We start from the raw sequence: 21,640 nt of genomic DNA, 5'->3' as shown, positions 1-21,640 counted from the left end.
GTTTAACAGGAGCAACAGGCTTAACAGGAGCGACAGGTCCAACAGGAGCAACAGGCCCAACGGGAGCAACAGGTTTAACAGGTTTAACAGGAGCAACGGGTGCAACTGGTGGCGGAGCTATTATTCCGTTTGCTTCAGGTACAACACCAGCAGCGTTAGTTAATGCGTTAGTAGCTAATACAGGAACTCTTCTTGGATTTGGATTTAGTCAGCCTGGTATAGCATTAACGGGTGGAACAAGTATCACATTAGCATTAGGTGTAGGTGATTATGCATTTGTAGCACCAAGAGCAGGGGTTATTACGTCATTAGCAGGTTTCTTTAGTGCAACAGCTGCATTAGCTCCATTATCACCTGTTCAAGTGCAAATACAAATATTAACTGCACCTGCAGCAAGCAATACGTTTACAGTACAAGGCGCACCTCTTTTATTAACACCAGCATTTGCCGCAATAGCGATTGGTTCTACAGCATCAGGAATCATACCTGAAGCTATTCCAGTAGCGGCTGGGGATAAAATACTGTTATATGTTTCATTAACAGCAGCAAGTCCAATAGCTGCAGTTGCTGGATTTGTAAGTGCAGGTATTAATATCGTTTAATTTGTTACATTTAGTAGGAAATTAAACAGGGGTTTGTATATAGTCCTTCCTAATAAATTTAGGAAGGACTATATTTTTTTGAGAAATAAGTAATAAATCCATTGAACAATTACTCTTTGTTAAGTTCGTATAAAAAAGTATAATTTACCCTTTCTCATTTAAGGAATAAGTTATGTAACTTTAAAAATTTCCGATCAGCAAAAAAAGATGAATTCTTTTAAAAGAACTCATCCATAAAATAAACTATTTATTTTTATTACAGTTACATCCTTTTTTCTTTACATAGCCTTGCTCGGCTAAGTCTCTTTGCGATTGGGAATTGGAAGATTGAGAATTGGAAGATTGAGAGGATGCTGAAGAGCTACTATTTTTATTATAAGAGTAGTTTTTTCGATAGTTATAATTACTCATAGTACTATCACCTCCAATTTAATATATAAATATTATATGTATGTACACTATCAATTGTTACTATTATTAATAGGAAGAGAACATACAATAAAAAAATCTCCTTGGTATTTTCCTAGGAGATAAATGATGATTCTTTTGAAAATTTACAAATTAATAGCCCCAGTAAAGAGGAAAGTAATAAGAATCTTGGTGATACGGATTCTGTTGTTGAGCGAGGGGCTGGGTTGGATAATTTTTCATTTCACGGTTTTGATTGCAGTTTGCCGGAGGACCAATTACGGTAGTTGATTGGATAGGGGAAACCGCTTGTTTCCATTGTTGTTCATTGAGACAATAAGTATGGGCCATCATATGAGCTGGAGTTAACCTTAAAATGTCAGAACCGAAAATAACTTCTGGAGTTGGAGCATTGAAAATAGCTAATAAATGAGTATTATCTGCTGTAGCAATTTCATAATGCCACCACGCTTGTGGAATGTTGGCAACTTGCCCGGGTTTTATCGGTAAGTTTAATATTTGATTCGTAAATGGATTAAGTAAAGAAACAACAGCAGACCCTGAAATACAATAAACAAGTTCAGCTGCATTTTGATGAATATGTGGTTCTACAACATTTCCTGTACTTAAATAAATATCTAATAAAGAAGTATTTTCTAAAGTATTTAATTGTTTAATACCAAGTACATTTATATAATTTTGGGCATCTTTCCGAAAAAAATTACTTTTATTTACATCATAAGTAAAATTGGTTGAAGGGGAGGTATAGTCGATGTTGGCAGTCAATTGTATTACCCGCCTTTCTATAGGTAAGTTAGGTTACAAAATTAGGATATGTGTCTAGTCTTTGTTTTGTGCTGTTGTCGGTAGCTTAATAAATTCACTTATTCCATAAAGAATAAAGTATAAAGATTAAACTATATTCGTATTCCCATTCATACTTTGGATTGATGGAAAAAAGTAATGAAAATGTTAATTTAAAAGTACATCAATCATTTATAAGGAGTGAATGTTCATGTCATTTAGTGAAATGATTAGAAATGAAGTACTCAGCTGGGCGGGTGTTTCTGAAAAACCGCATCGATTTGGTGGTATTGAAATAAATTATGGTAAGAAAGAACTTGGCCATCTTCATGGTGATAAATTAGCTGATTTACCATTTCCGAAGTTAAAGCGAGATGAATTAGTGAAGCAAGGGTTGGTAAAACCACATCACGTATTACCTGAATCAGGATGGATCAGTTATTATATAAAGAGTGAAGAGGATATTCCATTTGCAATTGAGTTATTTCGTATGCAATATGACCGAATTAAAAAGTAATGAAATAAAGTAGGGTAATAAAAATTTATTTTCATGTCACATCCCTCCTTAATCGTTCGTCTTGTATGTAGAACGATAAGGAGGGATTTTATTATGAATACATTTGATGTAGCAATTGTTGGCGGTGGGCTTGCTGGATTAACAGCATCTATATATTTAGCGAAAGCTGGAAAGAAAGTGATTGTATTAGAAAAATCCAGTCAATTCGGTGGCCGAGGGATAACTATAAATAAAAATGGAATCTGCATGAATCTTGGTGCACATGCTTTATATAGAGGCGGGGCAGCGTTTATAACTTTTAATGAGCTCGGTTTGAATCTTCCAGGTGGAATACCATCTACAAAAGCACATGGAATATGGAAAGGGGATATATTCACCATCCCAACAGATTTTCGCTCAATTTTATCAACACCACTACTTTCTTGGTCTGCAAAAGTACAATTCTCACGTCTTATGATTCGTTTAGGAAATTTAGATGTAGGAGAAGTTCCGAAAATGAGTCTAACTACATGGGCAGAAAATGAAATAAAAGATCCAATGGTTCGCAATATATTTTATGCGCTATGCCGGACAACAACATATACGTTTGCTCCTACAATACAATTAGCATCATCTGTACTAAAGCAAATACAGCTTTCTATAAAAGAAGGAGTGCTTTATGTAGATGGTGGTTGGGAGACGATAATAACAAAATTAAGAGATTTAGCGAATGATGTCGGGGTAAAATTTTTGGCTAAAAAGCATGTTTTGGAAATAGAGCATTATGAAGATAAACAAAGAATACATTGTGTTGATGATGAGGTTTTTGAAGTAGGTACAGTCATCGTGACGACTCCGCCGAAAGAGGCTTGTAAAATAATAAAAGGTGCAGAAGGAACAAGTTTGCATAAATGGAGTGAACAATCGGTACCGGTTACTGTTGGTGCATTAGATATTGGCTTGAGACAATTACCCAATCCTACACATCAATTTGTATTAGGATTAGATCAACCTATATTTTTCACAAATCAATCGAGAGCAGCTAAATTAAGTGAAGACGGATCAATTGCAGTGAGTCTAATTAAGTACCATAATCCTGTGCTAGAGATGAATCATATTCATGAAGATAAAGAACAGTTGGAAAGTACGATGGAGTTGTTACACCCAAATTGGAAAAGGGAAGTTGTTGCACAGCAATATTTACCGAAAATAACAGTAGTACATGATTTTCCTCATATTGACCGTGTTGAAAAGCCGGGTCCTAATATACCTGAAATGCCAGGTGTTTATGTTGCAGGGGATTGGGCAGGGCATGATGAAATATTAGCTGATGCTGCGGTAGCAAGCGGGAAACGTGCAGCGTTACACATTTTAAAGCAATATGAAAGTGAGGCAGTTCATCATGGAAACGGAGCAGTTATATGAAGCGTATCAACCATTATTATTTTCGTTATCATACAGAATCCTTGGGAGTGTTATGGATGCTGAGGATATCGTTCAGGATGTATTTATCTCGCTAAATAATATAGAAGATCCACAATCTATAGAAAATATGAAAGCATATTTATGTAAGATGGCGACAAATCGTTCAATTGATAAATTACGATCGGCAGCGCATAAACGTAACGTGTATGTAGGGATGTGGTTACCAGAGCCACTTGTAGAAGATAGTGATGAGCCATCAAAGTCATTTATAATGAAAGAATCCCTTTCCACCGCATATTTATTACTTTTACAACAACTATCTGAGGTAGAAAGGATTGTTTTCATATTAAGAGAGGTTTTCAGTTATGAATACGAAGAAATAGCTTCAATTGTTGATAAGAGTAGTGTGAACTGCAGGAAGATCTTTCAACGTGCACGAAAAAGCATGTTGGAGAAACCGAAGCAATCAAAATTAAGCACGGAGAAAATGGCTTCTTATGTTGAAAAGTTTGTAGCATCATTACAGTGTGGGGATACGGAAGGTATGTTGGAAGTATTAAAAGCAGATGCTATACTCAAAGCTGATGGTGGCGGTAAAGTTACGACTGCGATCAATCCAATTTATTCTGCAGATCGAATTATACGTTTGTTCTTTGGGATTGCACAACGATTGACAGAAGAGTACACTGTTGATTTCAAAATGGTAAATGGTATACCAGGAGTTATAGTTACAATAAATAATAAAGTAACATATGTTCTTTCGTTTGCATTTGAGGATGAGAAGATTTCAAATATCTATATGATGGTTAATCCTGAAAAACTTATGCATTTGAATGTAAAAATATAAAAAAGCGCATTTCTTCAGAAATGCGTTTTTTATTATTTTTCTAACATTTCAAGAGGTACATCTTTTTCGCCAGCTACCTCAAATTTAATTTCCCCGTCTTCTTCATAAATACGTGTAATAATCGGTATAGTAATCATTAATTTTTTATGCTGCTTTCGTTTTCGAGCAGCATCTAAGCTAATCACGTTCATTTGTAAGCATCCTTTCTTCTGGAAATATATAAACAAAGAAAATGCGTCCGAAAAGGGCGCTTAATTGAATTTGAAATACCGATTCATTTAAATGGGGTTTATATAATTTAATAACTGCAATTTTTATATGAAATAATATGAATGGAATAATTGCACGTAGAAATTAACTTTACCAAAAAACGAAACAATATGCTATAAAAAATTATAAATCTTTGTCATATAACGGGAAAAAGGATTTCGTTTCGCATATAATAAAAGTAGACGGGCAGCAAGAGCTTTTTCATCATATTGCTTGGAAAGGCGATGAAAAGAATGGATACGTTAGATTCATTATTACTTCAACTTGAACAATATGGAGAAGAGCATGATCGAAATAAAAAAACAAGGGAAGAAAAATTACGGAATGTTTCTCGTGAGATGGGGCAATTTTTATCAATTTTAGTAAAAGGGTGTAATGCAAAAAATATCTTAGAAATTGGAACTTCTAATGGTTATTCTACATTGTGGTTGGCTAATGCGGTAGAAGAAACAAATGGAAATGTAACAACTGTAGAGCTTTCTTCAGAACGAGTTGGAGAGGCACTTGTCAATTTTGAAAAGGCAAACCTTTTACAAAGGATTGATGTTCACAATCAAGAAGCAGGGGCATTTTTAGATTCCCAATTAGATCATTCATTTGATTTTATTTTCCTAGATTCAGAGCGCACGCAATACATGTGGTGGTTTGAGCATATAAAACGTATGTTACAGCCAAAAGGTTTTCTTGTTGTTGATAATGCAACTTCTCATGCAAGTGAATTAGATGGGTTTATAAAAATGATTGAAGAAGATGATACGTTTGAAACAGTGTTATTAGCGTTTCAAAAGGGAGCATTTGTAGCTCGCAAAAATAAATAGAAGTGAGTGTAATAGAATTATCACATTGAAAACGGGTGAATGTCAAAAGATTGAGTGTAGCACGATTAAAAGAACGTAAATTATTTAGGAAATATATGAAGAATCCGCCTTCAGCATGTAGTTCTCTAGGTCTTAAGTCTGAGGAAAATTATGTTGATTACAGGTATACTTATAGTAAGAAACAGGGAATGACTGCATAAACAGACATTTCTAAAAAAATCGATTTCAAGCAATCAGAATGTGTATGAAATACGATATAATTGATGAAATATAGTGCATATAAATTCGCACATATAAATAAAGGAGCGATTTTGTTGACTGAACTCGAGAAAAAAGAACCTGTATCCATTGTGAAAGATAATAATGTAGAAGTAGTGGTTGATACAGTTATAAAAGATGAAGAACTTGATGAATTAAATAAAGAAGCCGATCTTTATGTACAAAAGTTAAATAGCGAGCAAAATACAGATTTATCGAAAGTATTGTCGCAGCTAGGAGATTTGGGGGATAAAGAACAACAAGCAGCAGGACAAACGTTATCAGCATTAAAACGTCCTGTCACAGCGATGATGAATGGAAAGAATGAAGAAATTCCAAATACATTGTTAGAATTACGCAAAGTAGTATCAGAGCTTGATCCGAATTCATTAAAAGCAAGTGGTATGAAGAAAATTATGTTTAAAGTATTTAAGAAAAATCCACTTGAAACATACGTGCATAAATATCAATCTATAGATAAGCAAATTGAGGAAATTATTAGATCCCTTCTAATTGGTCGTGATAACTTACAAGAGGATACAGTTGGTCTTGAAATGTTAAAAGAACAATCGCACGATAAAATTCATGCTCTTGATAAACAAGTATACTTAGGGAAAAAGCTTGCTGGCATGCTTGAAGCTGAGAAACAAAACCCAGAGCGTCAAAGGGATATTCCGTTAATTAACGATGCATTAGAAAAGATACTTGTACGTACACGTAATATGCAGCAAGCGAAAAGTGTATTATTACAATCTATAGCTTCTGTAGACATCATTAAGAAAAATAATGAAAAATTAACAGAGGCAATACGTAATGCAATTACGATGACGCAAAACGTTGTAACAGTTTCAGCTGCTATTCAGCTTGCATTAACGAATCAACGTAAAACAATTGATGCGGTAAATGCAACGAATGAAGCAATTGAATCGATGGTATTAAGTAATTCTCAAGCGTTAAAACAAAATACAGAAGAAACGACGAAATTGCTTGAAAACCCTGCTATTAGCATGGATAAATTACGTGAATCATTCCAAAATGTGTTCGCTGCAATTGAAGCATCTGAAAAATCGTCAGAACGTATTATTGAGTCAAGCAAGAAGTTCGTTATTGAACTAGACACATTTAATGATGAGATGAAGCAGAAACTCATTCAGCGTCCAAGGAAATAACGGATTATTAGAGGAGGTGAACAAATGAGTTTCATTCAAACAGTACTATTACTACTCGGTACATTGCTTTTAATAGCATTTACTGTCGTTGTTTTAGTCGTATACTTCGGGCGGAAACTGTATTTTTCATGGACGAAGCCATATAAAAGAGCGCAAGATTCTTTAGATAAGATATCAAACAAATCAATACCGTTTCTACAAGAATTTACACAACATCCACTGTTTTATCGCTGGATTCGCACCGAAGGAAAGAAAGAACAAAATACATTAAATACTCTATTTTGTGCATCAGGTCAACGTACGAGAGAGCAAGTCTTCTCGATGTTACCGAAAGAAAAGCAGAAAAAAGTGCATGTAATGGCAAAAACTACGAAAAAGCTTACAAATGAAGATATTGATGTGGCTGCGATGAAAGTGAAAGATTTCTTAAGACAAGAAGCGCAGCAAACGGTAAAACCGACAGACTTATCATTTTACAAATTGTATTTTTATGACCGTTATCCAGACGCATTAAATACAATTCAAGCGTATAAACGCTCAATAAATCCTTCATTACAAAGAACGGTTGATGATATTACAATTTCAGTATTAAATGCACTTCCGTACTATCAAGAGCAACGCATGTTTGAACAACAACATAAACTTGAAACATTCTTAATGAAAGATTTAACGGCCATGTTATCGTTGGTAGTACAATTACCACCTTCACAAAGACCAGAGAAGGAAGAAGAACTGAAGATCTACTTGGAAAATTTCAAAAAAGAAATGGAAGTAGTAGAGCGAGATATTCGCGACTCGATTGATCACGATTTAAATGTGAAGATGAGGGCAGCGACTGAGAAGTTTAAGAATAAATAACAAAAAGCGCCTTAAAAGCTAAGTATCACGGCTTTAAGGCGCTTTTTTTATGAGGTTTTATTTTGCTCTAACGGTAGTATGACTAGAAGCCACACTTTCATTATGCAATCGATCAACTGCAGTTACGACATACGTATACGTTTCTCCGGAAATAGCGGTTTTATCTACATAAATTTCTCCAAGTTTTGTTTTTCTTACAGTAGTAAGTAAATTTTTGGGATTTTGTATATCCACTTCATTTTTCCCATTCACGCGGTAAATAGCGTAATAAGCAGAATCATTATCTCTATTGTCAATGATACCGATTGCAATACCTTCATCTCTTGGAATGGCGCCTTTTAAAGTCGGTTGTTTTGGTGGATCATGATCAAGCCAAGGCATAGGCGGGATTAATGCAGGATGTTTATATATGTTTTTTGAAAGTCTATCTTTAACTCCGAGTGGATTGTTATTAATATCTTTTAAGCTAAAATGCATACTACCTTTTATATCAGGATATAGCCGGTTTAATGCAATTTGTTTTGGATATTCTTCTGAATCAGACCAAGCAGGGACGGAGTTATTATTAATTTTATAGGCCGCTTGACCGATGTATAGGTGAAGCGGTTTGTTATTTGTTTCTTTAACCCACCAATCTACTAATATGTCATATGCAGCTGGGGTGAAACCTATATTCCAATATATTTGCGGTGTAATGTAGTCAATATATCCTTTTTGTATCCACTCACGTGTGTCAGCATAAAGGTCATCATAGTTTCTTTGGCCTGCGGTTGTGTTAGAGCCAGTAGGATCGTCAGCTATATTTCGCCATACGCCGAACGGACTAATGCCAAACTTTACATATGATTTTTCTTGTTTTATAGCAGTATTTAAATCTTTTACAAGTTCATTTACATTGTTACGTCGCCAATCTTCTATATTTGTAAATCTACCATTATTATATGTTTCGTACGTTTTCTGATCTGGAAATTCTTCACCGGCTACTTTATATGGGTAAAAATAATCATCCATATGCAGTGCATCAATATCGTAATTTTGTACGATTTCTAAAGCGCCTTCTGTTATAAATTTTTTCACTTCCGGAATACCGGGATTGTAATATAACTTTCCGCCATAAGGGACAACCCAATCGGGATGTTGCCTTGCAGGGTGATTATTTGATAATCGATTTATATCGGTGTGATTCATCGTTATTCGGTATGGGTTAATCCAAGCGTGGAATTCTATATTTCTTTTATGAGTTTCTTCAATCATAAATGCGAGCGGGTCATAACCAGGATCTTTTCCTTGTGTTCCTGTAATGTATTCAGACCAAGGACCGTAATTTGAAGGATAGAAAGCATCAGCGGTTGGTTTAATTTGTACAACAACTGCATTCATACCAGTGCTTTTTACATCGTCTAATAATCTTATAAATTCTTGCTTCTGTTTTTCAATAGGTAAGCCAGTTTTTGAGGGCCAATCAATATTCAGAACTGATGCGATCCATACAGCACGTAATTCATGTTTTTTGTACGTAGTATTTACTTCAGCATAAGTAGAGTGAGGGGGAATGAAAGAGAAAGGGATGAACAAGATAACGATACAACATATCATTAATAAACGTTTAACGATCATTTATACGCCTCCCTATCATATGATTATTTAAAATAATATCTGAGGCGAGGTTGACCTTGCAATAGAGAAAATTGCATATTGAAACATTAATTTAATAGGAAAAATATTTTTAATGAAATTTACTTTCATTATAACTAAATTCATTTACTACTTCATATGCTTGTTAGTAAAGTGAAACTTCCTTTCATTTGAAGGGTAATAAATTATAAGTATAGGAGGATTAATAAATGAAAGTTTTGTTCGTCTGTTCTGGAGGAATGTCCAGTGCAATTGTTGTAAACGCTTTAAAAAAAGAAGCGGAGAAAAATGGTGTGAACATGGAAGTGCATGCAATTGGAACGAATGAGGTAGAGGAAGAAGTAAAGAATGGCTGGGATGTCGTAATGGTAGCACCTCAAATAAGACACCGATTTGACTCTGTAAAAAAATTTGCAGAGGAGGAATCTATTCCGTGTGGCATCATACCGCCGCAAGCATACACACCGCTTGGCGGCCCGACTTTATTAAAAACTGTAAATGAATTAATCAGTTAGGGGGAAACGTTATGAATAAGTTTGTCACGTTTCTTGATAAAAACTTATCTGGACCGATGGCAAGGCTTTCTGAGCAGAGACATTTACAAGCAATCCGTGATGGAGTTATTTCGGCGTTACCATTTATTATAGTAGGAAGCTTCTTTTTAATAGTAGCATTTCCACCACTGCCGAAAGATAGTTTTATATCAGTTTGGGCATTAAAGAATCAAACAAGTATATTGATACCATATCGTTTAACCATGTTTATTATGTCCTTATATATCGCATTTGGAATAGGATATAATTTAGCGAAAAGTTATAAATTAGATGCTTTATCAGGAGCACAGCTCGCGGTATGTTCACTACTTTTAACATTAACGCCTGAGTTAATTGATAAAAAAGGATTCATGCTTCCGATGACAAATCTCGGAGGTCATGGATTATTTGTGACGATGATTGTTTCTATTTTATCCGTAGAGATTTTAAGGTTTTGTAAGAAGAAAAATGTAATGATTAAAATGCCAGAACAAGTACCGCCATCTGTATCGCGTTCATTTGAAGCACTTATACCTGCAGCATTCGTTATTATTATAATGAGTCTAGTAACTGTCGTTTTTAGCATTGATTTACACCATGTTGTTGATAAATTAGCAGCACCATTAGTAAAAGCTGGGGATAGTTACTTCGGTGTAATGATTCCAGTGTTTTTAATTACGTTTTTTTGGTCATTCGGAATCCATGGTGTGTCGGTTGTTGGAACTGTTGCTCGGCCATTATGGGAAGTATACTTAGGGAAAAATGGTGAAGCAGTTGCTAGTGGAGCAGATCAGTTGCCATTTATTTCACCAGAGCCGTTATATCAATGGTTTATATGGATTGGCGGTTCTGGTGCGACGTTAGGGCTTGTATTAGCTATGATTGTATTTGGTCGATCGAAATATTCGAAAGCATTGTCAAGAACTTGTATTGTTCCGGGTATTTTTAATATTAATGAACCAGTCATATTCGGATTACCGATTGTACTAAATCCAATTTTAATTATCCCATTTATCATTACACCACTTGTAACAGCAACTGTTGCATATTCAGCAACTGCGATGGGATTTGTAACACCAACGCATATTATGCCGCCATGGACACTACCTGCTCCAATTGGTGCATATTTAGCAACAGGAGGAGATTGGCGTGCGATTGTATTAGTTTTTATAAATATAGCAATATCGTTCCTTATTTATTTACCATTCTTTAAAATGTACGACAAAAATATGCTTGAAATTGAAAAAAATGGTGACGGGGAATCTGTTAATCCTTAATCTGCACGCTGTTATTTTGAGTGATAGACTTTTTGTCTATCACTTCTTTCACATTAAAACTAGAAAGGGGGAAATAGAATGAATATAAAATTTAGTTATAAAGGCGTATTTTTATTATTATTTGGAGTGATTTGTGCAAATTTACTTTTTGTCCCTTTATTAGGCATGCTAAATCTATCACAAATGCATAGTATCTGGCTTGTTACAAGTATTGCGGCAAGCATTTTGCTTACGGTAGTTGTTTCTTTCATTGATGGATCGTTTGCATCGAAAGCTCAGTTGTTTTTTAGATTTATATTGTTTTCGATTTGTTGTACGTTCGTTACTTACATGATTGTTTTTTAGTAAATAGGAGGTCATGCACGTTATGTATATTGCAGGGGTAATGTCTGGTACTTCATTAGATGGAATAGATGTAGCGCTCGTTCATATAGAAGGAAGTGGTGTAGATTCTAAAATCCAACTCATCCATTTTACTACTGTTCCATTTTGTAATGATATGAAAAATGAGATCCAACAAGCGTTATCAATTGAAACTTCGAATGTCCAACTTATATGTAGTTTAAATTTTAAACTTGGTTTATGCTTCGCCAATGCTGTAAAGGAAGTTTGTAAAGAAGCCAATTTTCCTTTGAGACAATTAGATTTAATAGGCTCTCACGGACAAACGATTTATCATCAGCCAAAGCAAGAAGGGAATATTATTTCTTCAACATTGCAAATTGGGGAACCAGCAGTAATAGCATATGAAACGAACACGACGGTTATCTCGAATTTCCGAACGATGGACATGGCGGCAGGGGGACAAGGTGCACCACTTGTACCATATTCAGAGATTATTTTATATCGGCATCAAACTAAAAATAGACTACTACAAAATATTGGTGGGATTGGTAATGTTACAGTGGTTCCAAGTAAACGAAGTAAAGAGAGTGTTATTGCTTTCGATACTGGACCAGGCAACATGGTAATCGATGAAGTATGTCAAAGATTATTTCATGTACCATATGATCAAAATGGTTGGATTGCAAAGCAGGGGGTAGTTGTAGATGAAATTTTAACATACTGTATGAACCATCCATTTTTGAACATGAAACCACCAAAATCAACAGGTAGAGAACAGTTTGGAGAAGCGTTTGTGACTGAATTATTGAATCGATTTAAAAAGCATAGTAAAGAAAATATATTGGCAACTGTCACGATGTTTACAGCATGTTCAATTGTTCATCATTATAAGGCGTTTATTTTGCCGTATTATGAAATTGATGAGGTGATTTTAGGTGGTGGTGGAAGTTATAATAATACACTTGTTGAAATGTTACGGAATGGATTAAGAGAAGAGAAATGTAGCATATGTATACAAGAAGATATTGGTCATTCTTCAGCAGCGAAAGAAGCAATTGCATTTGCTATTTTAGCAAACGAAACGTATCATCGTAATCCGAGTAATGTGCCGAGCGCAACAGGTGCTAAGAATTCCATAATTTTAGGGAATATAACATTCCCTCCATACGCAAATGAAAATGAGGCGAACATATGAAGTATATGATTGGAGTAGATGGCGGGGGAACGAAGACCGAGGCAATTGCATTTGATAAAGACGGAAATGAACTTGTAAGAGCTACCAGTGGTTTTGGAAACATATTAATAGATTTTGAAGAAGCTCTTGTGCATATTATGGAAGCAATTAATCAATGCCAGAAGAGTTTAATAAATGGGCATTGTGTTTGTGTTTGTTTAGGATTAGCTGGTATAAGCGGAGCGAATACAAATGAATTAACATTACGTTTAAAAAAGAAATACGGAACAAAAATTGAAATTTTTAATGATGCAATGATCGCACATGCAGCTGCTTTAAAAGGTAAGGATGGAATATTAACTATAGGTGGTACAGGTGCAATTTGTATAGGAAAAAAAGGAGAAGTATATCAGTATAGCGGTGGATGGGGACATATTTTAGGAGATGAGGGGAGCGGATATTGGATTGCATTACAAGCTTTAAAGAAAATGGCAATTCAGTTCGATCAAGGAATCAGTCTTTGTCCATTGAGTTTGAATATTCAAAGCCAGTTTCAACTTTTGACACCGTCTCATATAAAAAGCTTAGTATATACTTCTTCTAAAGATAAAATTGCAGCAATCGCCCCATTAGTTATTCAGGAAGCGAGAGATGGCAATGATGATGCGCATGAAATTATGATGCAAGCTGGAAAGGAATTAGCAAGGATTACAGTAAATGTTTATAACAAGTTGAACTTTAAGCACTCAACGCCAATTGCAGTAAGTGGCAGTATATTGCGTTTAGTTCCTGAAATATTTGCTGTATTTAAGAAATGGTGTGAAGAAAGTATGAAAGAAATTACATTCGTATCACAAGCAGAAATGGCAGTGAAAGGAACATATTATTTAATGAGGGATATATATTTTTAAAAATAGGTATGAGAATTTTTGTATGATTTGTAAAAATATGATGTTAAAATGTATAAAGGGATGTATGTTAAAAACGTACAATATACGTAGTAATTGAATATTGTATATGTATTCCCATGTAGAAAGTGAATGATTACATGATTAATAGTATGCAGTTTTTATATTTGGTGGCTTCTTATTTAATTGGAAACATATTGACCGCTTATATAGTAACAAAATTGAGACATAACGTTGATATTAGGGATGAAGGAAGCGGAAATCCTGGCGCAAGAAATATGGGGCGCGTATATGGAAAAGGGTATTTCATCGCTACATTTTTAGGTGATGCAATTAAAGGGGCAATCGTTGTTGCTGTAGCAAAATACCTTTTTGAAGATCCTACATTCGTAATGTTAACATTATTGGCCGTTATTATTGGACATATTTATCCAGTTTTATTTAAAGGCAAGGGCGGTAAAGGTATTTCAACATTTATAGGAGGACTAATCGCATTTGATTATTTGATAGCGCTTACCCTCTTAGGCATTTTTATTGTATTTTATTTAATATTTAAAGGGTTTACGAAGCCAGGACTAATTACGATTGCTTGTTTACCAATTTGTATGATTCTTTATTCTTATTCTATTGTTACCACTATATTAAGTGGAATAATTATTGTACTCATTCTATATGTAAATCGAGAATAAAATGAATGTTTAATAAGTGGGGATAATCTCCACTTATCATTTTTTATTAAATAGATAAAGGAGATAAGGCATGGGGTTAATTTATAAAGTTGCTGATCAAGATTGGGAATTTGAAAGTATACATAAATTGAATTATAAAACTTTTGTAGAAGAGATACCACAACATGAAGAAACGAAAGAACGGTTTCGTATAGATCGGTTTCATATAGAAAATACATATTTAATTTGTTTAGATGAGGATAGATTAGTAGGTATGGTCGCAGTGCGGGGAAAACGACCATTCTCGTTAGATTATAAAATTTCAAATTTAGATATTTATTTGCAAGAGCATGGAGAAAAAGTGTATGAAATTCGTTTACTTTCAGTAGAACGTGAATATAGAAATGGAAGAGCGTTGTTAGGATTAATTCGTTTTCTACATCGTTATTTGCTTCTAAATGGATATGAATTAGCACTCATTTCTGCAACAACACGTGAACTAGCTTTATATGAGCAAATGGGATTCAAATCTTTCCATACGTTAGTTGGTACAGAAGAAGCAGCCTTCCAGCCAATGTATGTTACCCCTGCTATGTTTGAAGAGTCGAGTGTTGGGGGGATTATGACGAAAGAATATACGTTTTTACCTGGTCCAGTAGATATTGAAGAGAACGTTCGAAAGGCATTTTCTACGCGACCTATTTCCCATCGCTCTAAGTCATTTCAAGTGATGATGGACAATGTGAAAAAACGGTTACTTCACATGACAAAAGCAAAACATGTACAGCTTATGTTAGGAACAGGGACGTTAGCAAATGATGCGATTGCTTTACAGTTACGTTCTTTAAAAGGGAAAGGACTAGTATTAACAAATGGGGAATTTGGTAATAGATTAGTTGGACATGCAAAACGAGCACGGTTACATTTTGATACGTATAAAAAGGAAATGGGAGATCCATTTATTTATACCGAATTAGAAGAAATTATGACAACTGGAAATTATGAATGGATTTGGTTTGTTCATCATGAAACATCTACTGGAATGTTAAACGATTTAAACGAGCTAAATACTCTTTGTAACGAGAATCAAATGAAACTGTGTGTAGATTGCATAAGCTCAATTGGAGCAATACCATTAGACTTGAAGGATGTGTATTTTGCAAGTGGTGTTAGCGGTAAAGCGATTAAATCATATACAGGAATTTCTTTCGTTTTTCATAACCACATTGTAAAAATAAACGAGGCTGTGCCGGCCTATATGGACATTGGCATGTATGAAGAAAATGAAAGTATTCCATACTCACAATCATGGAATTTAATTTATGCATTGCAAGAAGCGTTGAAGAGATTTAAAGATGAAAAGGCATTTGTAAAAATTAAAGAGACATATGATTATGTTGAAGAAGTTATTACTGATATGGGTTTAAAGCTTGTTTCACCTAAAGAACATGCCGCGCCAATTATACTTACTATTGTATTGAGCGAAGATTATTCTTCTAAAGTAGTAGGCGATACATTAGCATTACAAGGATACATCGTTCATTATGAGTCATCTTATTTACAAAAGAATAATTGGATCCAAATTGCATGTTTAAATCATTATAAAGAACGCGATATGAAGAGGATGTTAAATTGTTTGCAAATGTGTTTATTTCAGAGTGGGGTACATATATAAAGACTTTTTCTTTTTGTATAAAGGAGCTACGACTTACGAAAACTTAGGAATAGAACATTGGAAGAGGTGTCGGTATGATAACTAGAAAACTACCATTACATATAGACGATATTAAAAAAGCTCACAAAATTCTAGATAGAAATGCTCGTAAAACGCCATTAGTAAAATCTTTTTACTTGACTAGTAAAACGGGTGGAGAAATTCATTTGAAATTAGAAAATATGCAATTAACGGGTTCTTTTAAATTTCGTGGCGCATTTAATAAAATGTCGCGGCTCACGGATCAAGAAAAAGAAAGAGGTGTAATTGCATGTTCAGCAGGTAATCATGCACAAGGAGTTGCATTATCTGCTCATTTACTCGGTATTAAGAGTAAAATTGTTATGCCAATTTCTGCACCTCAGGCAAAAGTTGAAGCAACAAAAGGATATGGATCTGAAGTGATTTTACATGGTGAAACCTTTGATGATGCAAAGGTAAAATGTGAAGAAATTATAAGGGAAACAGGTGAAACATACTTACATCCATATGATGATGTAGAGGTAATGGCTGGTCAAGGTACAATTGGATTAGACATTCTTGATGATATGTGGGATGTAGATACTGTCATTGTACCAATAGGTGGAGGCGGAATTATTTCCGGTATTTCTGTAGCATTGAAATCTTTTAATCCATCCATTAATATAATTGGTGTCCAAGCAGATAATGTTCATGGAATGAAGGCATCTTACGATAAAGGAGCAATCGTAGAACACTATGAGGCGCCTACTATTGCAGATGGTTGCGCAGTTAAAATACCAGGTGAATTAACATTTGAAATTGTAAAAGAATTAGTAGATGATATTGTAACTGTATCAGAAAAAGAGCTGGAAGTAGCGATGAAAGATTTATTACAACGTGGGAAAGCTGTTGTAGAAGGTGCAGGTGCATTAGCAACTGCTGCACTTCTTGCAGGAAAAGTTGATAGTTATATAAAAGGGAAAAAAGTAGTGGCTGTTATATCTGGTGGGAACGTGGACTTACAGCGCATATCAAGTGTATGTGAGCACTTTTTTGTCGCTAATGAAGTGAAATAGTTTTATGAAAGAAGAGCTAAGAGAAATGATCTTAGCTCTTACTTTTTGTCTACCGTTTACTGTAAGTAGAAATAGACTTGCAAAATTTGCTGTTTAAAAATTATTTTATTTAAGCGCCTATTTTTACACATATCTTTAATGTTATAATAATTATTTCAATATTGTCGAAACGTAAGCAGAAATTTAATATAATAGTTTTAATGTGCTAATGAGCGGTGAGGAGGGCAGGGCATGAATAAAGAAGAACAGGTCATGAACGGTTTCAGGGAATTATATAATAAGCTGGTTTGGCTTAATAAAGATAAGATGGAAGAGGGTCTTAAAGGTTTTAAGTCTTCTGAAGTCCACTGCATTGAATATATTGAAAACAATGCAGATTCTAACGTGACACAACTCGCAGAGGCTTTTTATGTGACTCGCGGTGCTATAAGTAGAATGACTAAGAAGCTCATACAAAAAGGCCTTGTTGAAAGCTACCAAAAGTCAGAAAATAAGAAAGAAATTTATTTTAGGCTTACCGAACAAGGGAAAGAAATTTATAAAATCCATGAAAATCTGCACAAAGAGTTTCAAGAGCGAGATAAAGCTGTATTTGAACAAGTAACTGAAGAAGAATTCAACAGTATAATTAGCTTTGTGGAAAAGTATAGTAGACATTTGGATGCAGAAATAAAGAAACAAGGTATACATATTAAATCGTAATATATTTTAATAATAAAGTGAAACTTTAATCAGTGGGGGGTCTTCATCTCCACTGATTATCAGCCCTCACCAATCGGGCTTTTACGGGCAGCCTTACTCTAATGAGAATAGGCTGCTTTTTTATTATTTTTATTTTTGTTGACTAATCAACAAAATAGAGTTATTATTTTGTTGACAAAGTAACATTTTTTTAGGAGAGAAGTTAAATGTCTATATTTAGATCACAAAATGAAAGGAAAACTGAAAAAAACATAGATAAACATGCTTTACTATTCGGACTTATTTCTGTATTTCTTTGTGGTATAGGTTTCAGTATCATCATGCCTGTAGTGCCATTCTTAGTACAGCCATATATAAGTAATCCGGAAGAACAAGCATTAGTTGTTACACTACTAACTTCCGTATATGCGGCTTGCGTGTTTTTAGCTGCCCCAGTACTCGGGGCTTTAAGCGATAAGCATGGCCGTCGTCCATTACTTTTAATATGCTTATTTGGTTCTGCAATTGGGTACTTAGTTTTGGGAATAGGAGGAGCTTTATGGGTACTATTTGCTGGACGCATAATAGAAGGAATAACAGGCGGGAGCATAAGTACTATCTTCGCATATTTTGCAGACATCATTCCAAAAGAACAGAGAACGAAATATTTTGGATGGGTGAGTGCAGTTGTAGGTGCGGGAACTATCATTGGCCCAACCATTGGGGGGGTACTTGCCAAGTTTGGTGATACTGTACCTTTGTATTTTGGTGCAATCATAACGTTAATAAATGTTGTATATGGGATCAAATATATGCCTGAGAGCCTTGACAAAAATAATAGGTTGAAAGAGATTACGTTTGTAAGGTTAAATCCTTTTGCGCAGCTAGCAAACATACTTTCCATGAAAAATTTAAAGTGGTTACTTGTCTCAGCGTTTTTACTTTGGATACCTAACGGATCTTTACAATCAATTTTCACGCAATTTACAATGGATACTTTCAGTTGGAAACCTGCATTAATCGGACTTATGTTTTCAATTTTGGGCTTTCAAGACATTGTTTCACAAAGTTTTATCATGCCAAAGCTTTTGATCAAGCTTAGTGATAAACAAATAGCAATTCTTGGGATGGTTTCGGAGATTATAGGATACAGTTTTATTGCGGCATCAGCTTTGTTTTCACTCTATCCACTACTTATCATTGGGATGCTGATGTATGGTTTTGGGGATTCAATTTTCGGACCTTCATTCAACGGGATGCTTTCAAAGTCTGTCAGTTCTAGTGAACAAGGAAGGATTCAAGGTGGAAGCCAATCTATTCAAGCTTTAGCAAGAATGATTGGTCCTATTCTTGGAGGACAAATCTATGTATCACTTGGTCATGCCGCACCTGCTTTTATGGGTATGATTCTTATAGTAGCGGCAATAGCAGTTTTATATAAGGGAACGCATGAAACTGTATAACAGATAGAAATAAGAACAAATAAAAGGGTGCCAGAACTTAGGAACAAGTGCTGACACCCTATTTGTTTACGGTTTGAGGACTAAGAGAAATTCTTTTACTGTTTAGGAATTTATTCTGCAATGCTCTCATGGTAAATGACTAGATAGTTTAATTATGCTTGTGCTGAAGTAAATAATGACTCCATCTTTACTTTGCTCTTCTCTCGAATTTCAGCATCTGCGTGTCTCATAACGTATTTATGCGCTACAGCGATTGCTAAAACATCATCTAATAAGCCAATCCCAATAATAGCAGCTATATCTGGAATGAAATCGATTGTTAATACGTAATAAGATAAAGCGGCTAATATTATGAATTTTGCTTTAGTAGGTAATTCTTGCTTTTTCATTGTGTAGAATAAAATAATACTTTCATATACGCTGGATTTACCGAGGTTTACAGAGCTTTTTCTGAACTTTTTCCAAAGTGTCTGTTTCTCCATATAAACACTCCTTTTACAAAAACATAGATTTTTTAAAAGGATGGACAAAGAAGTGAGAGATTAATCAATTTTATTGTTTTTCTTAATTATATATTTCCATAAAAATAGGGGAATACCTGTTCAAAATATTATAATGTGGATTATTTTGAACAGTGTTCCGTTACATAGTATGTGTTCGTTCCAAGTAAAGGTACTACGCAGGTAACGTTTGGTGGTAATACGTATTAAAGTTCATTTTCTACATTAATCTCTGCATTCGTACAATATTGAATTACTTCTAAATAATCTAAGGGTGCATTTATTGATGAGAACTTTTGTAATTCTTAAATAGCCTCTTTACTCGGTGGTGATTCATAGGCTTCTAATGTAATTCTGGTATTAATTGCAAGATTAGCCAATTCATCTAGCATTTCAGGTGTTACTTTGGTTCGAACCATTTTTCCTCTCTTTTCTCCCATTTTTTTAAAAGTTGTCGCTTCGGTGATGGCTTTTTTATTTTCTCAAATGAAGCCGATGAGTTTGAGTTTGAGAATTTTATCGTGGTATTATTTATGTAACAAGGGGATGTTGTAAGAAAAAATACAATTTGAGGGGAAAATGAGAATGGGAATTTATAATTATGAAGCGAAAGAGGATTTGCAAGTAGGAGAAGTTTGTTTAGAACGAGATATTTATGAAATTATAAATTTTTATAAGAAAGGGTCAATAGTTTTATGTGATTCAGTATCTCGTTTCAGTGCGAATTCAGACAGAATGTTTAAAGTGATAAATAGGATAGAAACATATATGCATAAAAATGAAGACTATACATATCAGGTTTCGGATAGACTCAATTTGATTTATGTAGTTGAGCAGGTAAGATAAGGAAGTATCCATAACGGGTGCTTTTTTCTTTGTTATATAGAAATTACACATTAAACGTGAATTCTAACAAAATGGATATTTGGATTCAAATTATTTGTGATGTGTACAGTAAAATGTATGTGTATGATTTAGTTATTATTATGCATTTTATAAGCGGTATGGGGGAAGAAAAATGAAAATAATAGAACTACCAATTGAATTCGAATTTAACGGGCAAAAACAATGTATTTATCCAAGTTTAATTATATTACATAATGAATTAACGTTAGTTGATACAGGATATCCAAGTTTTTTACCTTTAATTGAAAATGCAATATTAAAACATGGATATGAGATGAAAAACTTAAAGAATATAATTATTACCCATTATGATGACGATCATATAGGGGCTGTATATGATTTTAAAGTGAAATATCCAAATATTAATGTTATTGCTAGTGAAATTGAATCTAACTATATTAATGGTGATATAAAATCAGAGAGGTTAGTTCAAGCTGAAGAAATGTTAGAACGTATGCCAAATGAAGAAAAAGAATTTGGCAAATGGTTTATACAACAGTTAAAAAATATAAAACATATTTCCGTCGATGAAAAAGTACATGATGGTCAAATGATTTTGAATAATGAATGTCAAGTAGTGGCAACGCCAGGACATACCTCGGGGCATATTTCATTATATTTTCCGAATTTAGACTGTGTAATTACGGGAGATGCGGCTGTTCAAGAGAATCGTGAGTTAGTAATAGCTAATCCGAATTTTTGTTTGGATATAGAAAAAGCGAAACAGTCTTTAAATAGGATTAAAAGTTTTAAAGCAGCACAGTATTATTGCTATCATGGAGGAAAGCTTACTGTATAAATTAATGAAAACCGGTCTTTCCTAAATCGAAAAGATCGGTTTTTT

The 21,640-nt window shown here is 34.3% G+C and carries 23 protein-coding genes; 19 read left to right on the top strand and 4 right to left on the bottom strand.

Going from position 1 to position 21,640, the window contains the following annotated elements; genetic code table 11:
• Window positions 1-602, top strand: a 602-nt coding sequence (locus tag DN401_RS28085) for an exosporium glycoprotein BclB-related protein (RefSeq protein WP_304521046.1), incomplete at its 5' end; no start/stop codon positions are given.
• Window positions 603-1,163: 561 nt separating this feature from the next.
• On the opposite strand, the gene DN401_RS28080 is transcribed toward DN401_RS28085, so the two are convergent.
• Window positions 1,164-1,796, bottom strand: a complete 633-nt coding sequence (locus tag DN401_RS28080) for a cupin domain-containing protein (RefSeq protein WP_000126325.1) — start codon at window positions 1,794-1,796, stop codon at window positions 1,164-1,166.
• A 229-nt stretch (window positions 1,797-2,025) separates the two neighbouring features.
• On the opposite strand from DN401_RS28080, the gene DN401_RS28075 reads away from it, so the two are divergent.
• The 3 genes from DN401_RS28075 to DN401_RS28065 all read left to right on the top strand — a co-directional run bounded on the left by DN401_RS28075 (window position 2,026) and on the right by DN401_RS28065 (window position 4,582).
• On the top strand, window positions 2,026-2,331 hold the full coding sequence (locus DN401_RS28075) for a luciferase domain-containing protein (protein ID WP_000010317.1): 306 nt from the start codon (window positions 2,026-2,028) through the stop codon (window positions 2,329-2,331).
• Window positions 2,332-2,424: 93 nt separating this feature from the next.
• A complete protein-coding gene (locus DN401_RS28070; protein ID WP_001091203.1) occupies window positions 2,425-3,735 on the top strand; it encodes a phytoene desaturase family protein in 1,311 nt (436 codons plus the stop codon).
• The gene (locus tag DN401_RS28065) at window positions 3,713-4,582 is read left to right on the top strand and encodes a sigma-70 family RNA polymerase sigma factor (RefSeq protein ID WP_000447159.1); all 870 of its coding nucleotides are present in this window, start codon (window positions 3,713-3,715) and stop codon (window positions 4,580-4,582) included. Before DN401_RS28070 ends, DN401_RS28065 begins: the two co-directional genes overlap by 23 nt.
• 32 nt (window positions 4,583-4,614) lie before the next feature.
• Here DN401_RS28065 and DN401_RS30010 read toward each other — a convergent pair whose 3' ends face one another.
• Window positions 4,615-4,773: a hypothetical protein gene (locus DN401_RS30010; protein WP_001100984.1), complete on the bottom strand. Its 159-nt coding sequence runs from the start codon at window positions 4,771-4,773 to the stop codon at window positions 4,615-4,617.
• A gap of 303 nt (window positions 4,774-5,076) precedes the next feature.
• Between DN401_RS30010 and DN401_RS28060 the strand changes: the two genes are divergently transcribed.
• The 3 genes from DN401_RS28060 (at window position 5,077) to DN401_RS28050 (ending at window position 7,955) form a co-directional block, all read left to right on the top strand.
• Window positions 5,077-5,670: an O-methyltransferase gene (locus DN401_RS28060; protein WP_002204789.1), complete on the top strand. Its 594-nt coding sequence runs from the start codon at window positions 5,077-5,079 to the stop codon at window positions 5,668-5,670.
• 314 nt (window positions 5,671-5,984) lie between these two features.
• Window positions 5,985-7,097: a toxic anion resistance protein gene (locus tag DN401_RS28055; protein WP_000137402.1), complete on the top strand. Its 1,113-nt coding sequence runs from the start codon at window positions 5,985-5,987 to the stop codon at window positions 7,095-7,097.
• A 24-nt stretch (window positions 7,098-7,121) separates the two neighbouring features.
• A complete protein-coding gene (locus DN401_RS28050) occupies window positions 7,122-7,955 on the top strand; it encodes a DUF3974 domain-containing protein (protein WP_000008369.1) in 834 nt (277 codons plus the stop codon).
• Window positions 7,956-8,012: 57 nt separating this feature from the next.
• Here the strand turns inward: DN401_RS28050 and DN401_RS28045 are convergent, their stop codons facing one another.
• Complete coding sequence (locus tag DN401_RS28045) at window positions 8,013-9,572, bottom strand: glycoside hydrolase family 10-like protein (RefSeq protein WP_127063947.1); 1,560 nt, start codon at window positions 9,570-9,572, stop codon at window positions 8,013-8,015.
• 227 nt (window positions 9,573-9,799) lie between these two features.
• Here DN401_RS28045 and DN401_RS28040 point away from each other — a divergent pair, with 227 nt between their 5' ends.
• The 10 genes from DN401_RS28040 to DN401_RS27995 all read left to right on the top strand — a co-directional run bounded on the left by DN401_RS28040 (window position 9,800) and on the right by DN401_RS27995 (window position 19,390).
• The gene (locus DN401_RS28040; RefSeq protein ID WP_000865907.1) at window positions 9,800-10,105 is read left to right on the top strand and encodes a PTS sugar transporter subunit IIB; all 306 of its coding nucleotides are present in this window, start codon (window positions 9,800-9,802) and stop codon (window positions 10,103-10,105) included.
• A gap of 11 nt (window positions 10,106-10,116) precedes the next feature.
• Window positions 10,117-11,400, top strand: a complete 1,284-nt coding sequence (locus tag DN401_RS28035) for a PTS sugar transporter subunit IIC (RefSeq protein WP_001032280.1) — start codon at window positions 10,117-10,119, stop codon at window positions 11,398-11,400.
• Window positions 11,401-11,478: 78 nt separating this feature from the next.
• Window positions 11,479-11,745 carry a hypothetical protein gene (locus DN401_RS28030; protein ID WP_001021960.1) on the top strand — a complete coding sequence of 89 codons (267 nt, stop codon included), beginning with the start codon at window positions 11,479-11,481 and terminating at the stop codon, window positions 11,743-11,745.
• A gap of 22 nt (window positions 11,746-11,767) precedes the next feature.
• Window positions 11,768-12,940, top strand: coding sequence for an anhydro-N-acetylmuramic acid kinase AnmK (gene anmK, locus DN401_RS28025; RefSeq protein ID WP_000274979.1), 1,173 nt, complete (start codon window positions 11,768-11,770; stop codon window positions 12,938-12,940).
• On the top strand, window positions 12,937-13,830 hold the full coding sequence (locus tag DN401_RS28020; RefSeq protein WP_000876590.1) for a BadF/BadG/BcrA/BcrD ATPase family protein: 894 nt from the start codon (window positions 12,937-12,939) through the stop codon (window positions 13,828-13,830). Before anmK ends, DN401_RS28020 begins: the two co-directional genes overlap by 4 nt.
• Window positions 13,831-13,967: 137 nt before the next feature.
• Window positions 13,968-14,516: a glycerol-3-phosphate 1-O-acyltransferase PlsY gene (plsY, locus tag DN401_RS28015; RefSeq protein ID WP_000610870.1), complete on the top strand. Its 549-nt coding sequence runs from the start codon at window positions 13,968-13,970 to the stop codon at window positions 14,514-14,516.
• Between the two features lie 70 nt (window positions 14,517-14,586).
• Window positions 14,587-16,170: an aminotransferase class V-fold PLP-dependent enzyme gene (locus DN401_RS28010; RefSeq protein ID WP_000523057.1), complete on the top strand. Its 1,584-nt coding sequence runs from the start codon at window positions 14,587-14,589 to the stop codon at window positions 16,168-16,170.
• A gap of 74 nt (window positions 16,171-16,244) precedes the next feature.
• Window positions 16,245-17,246 carry a bifunctional threonine ammonia-lyase/L-serine ammonia-lyase TdcB gene (gene tdcB / locus DN401_RS28005; protein WP_000632959.1) on the top strand — a complete coding sequence of 334 codons (1,002 nt, stop codon included), beginning with the start codon at window positions 16,245-16,247 and terminating at the stop codon, window positions 17,244-17,246.
• Window positions 17,247-17,477: 231 nt separating this feature from the next.
• Complete coding sequence (locus tag DN401_RS28000; protein WP_001030904.1) at window positions 17,478-17,948, top strand: MarR family transcriptional regulator; 471 nt, start codon at window positions 17,478-17,480, stop codon at window positions 17,946-17,948.
• A gap of 206 nt (window positions 17,949-18,154) precedes the next feature.
• Window positions 18,155-19,390, top strand: a complete 1,236-nt coding sequence (locus DN401_RS27995) for an MFS transporter (protein WP_000021830.1) — start codon at window positions 18,155-18,157, stop codon at window positions 19,388-19,390.
• 152 nt (window positions 19,391-19,542) lie between these two features.
• On the opposite strand, the gene DN401_RS27990 is transcribed toward DN401_RS27995, so the two are convergent.
• Complete coding sequence (locus DN401_RS27990; protein WP_000415095.1) at window positions 19,543-19,872, bottom strand: YkvA family protein; 330 nt, start codon at window positions 19,870-19,872, stop codon at window positions 19,543-19,545.
• 603 nt (window positions 19,873-20,475) lie between these two features.
• On the opposite strand from DN401_RS27990, the gene DN401_RS27985 reads away from it, so the two are divergent.
• Entirely contained in the window at window positions 20,476-20,736 is a 261-nt protein-coding gene (locus DN401_RS27985; RefSeq protein WP_000513516.1) for a hypothetical protein, read from the top strand.
• Between the two features lie 172 nt (window positions 20,737-20,908).
• Entirely contained in the window at window positions 20,909-21,595 is a 687-nt protein-coding gene (locus DN401_RS27980; protein WP_000691158.1) for an MBL fold metallo-hydrolase, read from the top strand.
• The last annotated feature ends 45 nt before the right edge of the window (window positions 21,596-21,640 follow it).

It is taken from the genome of Bacillus sp. BF2-3 (genome assembly GCF_008368795.1).
Taxonomy (GTDB): domain Bacteria; phylum Bacillota; class Bacilli; order Bacillales; family Bacillaceae_G; genus Bacillus_A; species Bacillus_A cereus.
This window is presented reverse-complemented; position numbering and strand designations above follow the sequence as displayed.